3 protein-coding genes are annotated in these 3,161 nt (G+C 72.0%); all 3 read left to right on the top strand.

Features of this window, described 5'->3' with window-relative positions; all coding sequences use genetic code 11:
• On the top strand, positions 1–384 hold a 384-nt coding region (locus ACTS11_RS04510; RefSeq protein WP_442639149.1), incomplete at its 5' end, for an SDR family NAD(P)-dependent oxidoreductase.
• Between the two features lie 4 nt (positions 385–388).
• Positions 389–1,681 (top strand): flavin-dependent oxidoreductase, encoded by a 1,293-nt coding sequence (locus tag ACTS11_RS04515; RefSeq protein ID WP_442639150.1) that lies wholly within the window; start codon positions 389–391, stop codon positions 1,679–1,681.
• An 86-nt stretch (positions 1,682–1,767) separates the two neighbouring features.
• Positions 1,768–3,147 carry an aspartate aminotransferase family protein gene (locus tag ACTS11_RS04520; protein WP_442639151.1) on the top strand — a complete coding sequence of 460 codons (1,380 nt, stop codon included), beginning with the start codon at positions 1,768–1,770 and terminating at the stop codon, positions 3,145–3,147.
• The last annotated feature ends 14 nt before the right edge of the window (positions 3,148–3,161 follow it).

The raw sequence follows: 3,161 nt of genomic DNA on the forward strand, positions 1-3,161 counted from the left end.
GTCGCGGCCGAGCCGCTCGGCCCCGACGGGCAGCGCGGCGTCATCGTCAACACCGCCTCCGTCGCGGCCTTCGACGGGCAGGTGGGGCAGGTGGCCTATTCCGCCTCCAAGGGCGGCGTCGTCGGCATGACCCTTCCGATGGCGCGCGACCTCGCGGACAAGGGCGTGCGCGTCATGGCCATCGCGCCGGGCCTGTTCCTGACGCCGATGCTGAAGGGCCTGCCGCAGGAGGTGCAGGACAGCCTCGGGGCGCAGGTGCCCTTCCCCTCGCGCCTCGGCGAGCCGTCGGAATACGCCGCGCTGGTCCTGCACATCGTGGAGAACCCGATGCTGAACGGCGAGGTCATCCGCCTTGACGGCGCGATCCGCATGGCGCCGAGGTGAAGGGATGACCGGCAACGAGGTCCTGATCGCGGGCGGCGGCATCGCGGGGCTGACCCTCGCGCTGACGCTGCACCAGATCGGCGTGCCCGCCCGCGTCTTCGAGGCCGCGCCCGACATGAAGCCGCAGGGGGTGGGCATCAACCTCCAGCCGAACGCGGTGCGCGAGCTCTTCGACCTCGGGATCGGGGCCGGGGCGCTCGACGGGGTGGGGCTGCCCGCGCTCGAATGGGCGCTCGTCGGCCTCAACGGGGCCGAGGTCCATGCCGAGCCGAGGGGCCTCGCCGCAGGCTACAACTGGCCGCAATACGCCGTTCATCGCGGCGCGTTCCTGATGCTCCTCTACCGCACGGCGGTCGAGCGGCTCGGGGCGGGGGCCATCGTGACCGACGCGCGCGTGACGGGCTACGAGGCCGACGGCGACGGCGTGACCGCGCGGATCGTCCAGGGCGACGGCGCGACCTCGACCGCGCGCGGCGCGCTGCTGATCGGGGCGGACGGCATCCGGTCCGCCATCCGGGCGCAGATGCATCCCGACCAGGGGCCGATCCACTGGGGCGGGGCGCTGATGTGGCGGGGGACGGTGCGCGCCAGGCCGATCCGCACCGGCTCCTCCTTCGTCGGGCTCGGCACCAGCCGCCAGCGCATGGTGATCTACCCGATCTCGCGGCCCGACGCGTCCGGCCATGCGTTGATCAACTGGATCGCCGAGGTGACGGTCGACAACACCGAGGGCTGGGGCAGCGACCGCTGGTTCATCCCGGCCGAGACGCGCGACTTCGTCCACCATTTCGAGGCCTTCCGCTACCCCTGGCTCGACGTGCCTGCGATGCTCGAGGCCTCGGACGTGGCCTACGTCAACCCGATGATCGACCGCGACCCGGTGCCGACCTGGGTGGCGGGGCGCGTGGCGCTGATGGGGGATGCGGCGCATGCGATGTATCCCACCGGCTCCAACGGCGCGAGCCAGGCGATCGTCGATGCCCGCACCGTCGGGGCGATGTTCCTCAGGCACGGCGTCGGGCCCGAGGCGCTGGCGGCCTACGACGCGGCGCTCTGCGGCCCGGTCTCGGACCTCGTGCTCAGGAACCGGCAGGCGGGGCCCTTCGGCCTGCTGACCCTGGTGGACGAGCGCTGCGGCGGCGTCTTCGAGGACATCGACGCCGTCATCCCGGCCGAGGAGCGCGCGGCGTTCATCGCCGACTACAAGCGCGCGGCGGGCTTCGCCGCCGAACGGCTGAACGCGGCGCCTCCGACGATCCCGCCGGGCGCGCGCGTCGGTGGCGCGGACGTCGCGTAGGGCTGGCATCCGCCCGAAAAACCGGACACATCTTGGAGGCCCGGCGCGTGACCCCGCGCCCGGCAGCCAGACGAGGAACCCGAAAGATGACCCGCCACAACTCCACCGCCGCGCTCCGCGCCCTCGACGCGGCGCACCATCTCCACCCGTTCACGAACACCCGCGAGCTGAACGCGAAGGGCGCGCGGGTGATCACGACGGCGGACGGCGTCTGGCTGACCGACAGCGAGGGCAACCGCATCCTCGACGGGATGGCCGGCCTCTGGTGCACGGCGGTCGGCTACGGCCGGGACGAGATCGTGGACGCGGTCGCCGCGCAGATGCGCGAGCTGCCCTTCTACAACGTCTTCTTCCAGACGACGCATCCCCCGGTGGTGGAGCTCTCCGGGCTGCTGGCCGAGCTCACGCCGCCGCAGTTCAATCGCTTCTTCTACTGCTCCTCGGGGTCGGAGGCGAACGACACGATCTTCCGCCTCGTCACCTACTACTGGCAGCTTCTCGACCAGCCGCAGCGCAACGTGATCGTCTCGCGGCGGGGGGCGTACCACGGCTCGACCGTGGCCGCCGCCGCCGTGGGCGGGTTCGACCCGATGCACGCGCAGCCGGGCCTGCCGGTCGGCAACGTCTTCCACGCGCCGCGCCCCGGCTGGTGGTCGGCGGGCGGCGACCTCTCGCCCGAGGAGTTCGGCCGCAAGACCGCACGCGAGACGCTGGCCCTCATCGACGGAATCGGCGTCAACCGCGTCGCGGCCTTCATCGCCGAGCCGATCATGGGCGCGGGCGGCGTCATCATCCCGCCCGAGAGCTACTGGCCCGAGCTCTGGGCCGGGCTGAAGGAGCGCGGCGTTCTCCTGATCTCGGACGAGGTGATCTGCGGCTTCGGGCGCACCGGCAACTGGTTCGGCTGCGAGACCTACGGGACCGAGCCCGACTTCATGACGATGGCCAAGGCGCTGACCTCGGGCTACGTGCCGATGGGCGCGGTGGCCGTCTCGGACCGCATCGCCGATGTCCTGATCGAGAAGGGCGACGAGTTCACCCACGGCTACACCTACGCGGGCCACCCCGCCGCCGCCGCCGCCGCGCTGGTGAACCTGCGCATCCTGCGCGACGAGAAGCTGGTCGAGCGCGTGGCCGAGGACATCGGGCCCTATCTCCAGGAGAAGTGGCGCGGACTGGCCGATCACCCGCTGGTCGGCGAGGCGGTGATGAAAGGGCTCGTCGGCGCGCTCCAGCTCTGCACCGACAAGACGGCGCGCAGGGGCTTTCCCGAGGGCGTCGAGGTCGGCCTGATCTGCCGCGAGCATTCCTTCAACGCCGGTCTCGTGATGCGCGCGGTCGGCGAACGCATGGTCGTGGCGCCGCCCCTCGTCCTCAGCCGGGAAGAGGCCGACCTCCTGATCGCGCGGGCGACGCAGGCGCTCGACCGGACGGAGGCCGACCTGAGGAAGACGGGCGTGATCTAGACCGCGTCGCCGCC

It is taken from the genome of Roseicyclus sp., assembly GCF_052168335.1.
GTDB lineage: Bacteria > Pseudomonadota > Alphaproteobacteria > Rhodobacterales > Rhodobacteraceae > Roseibacterium.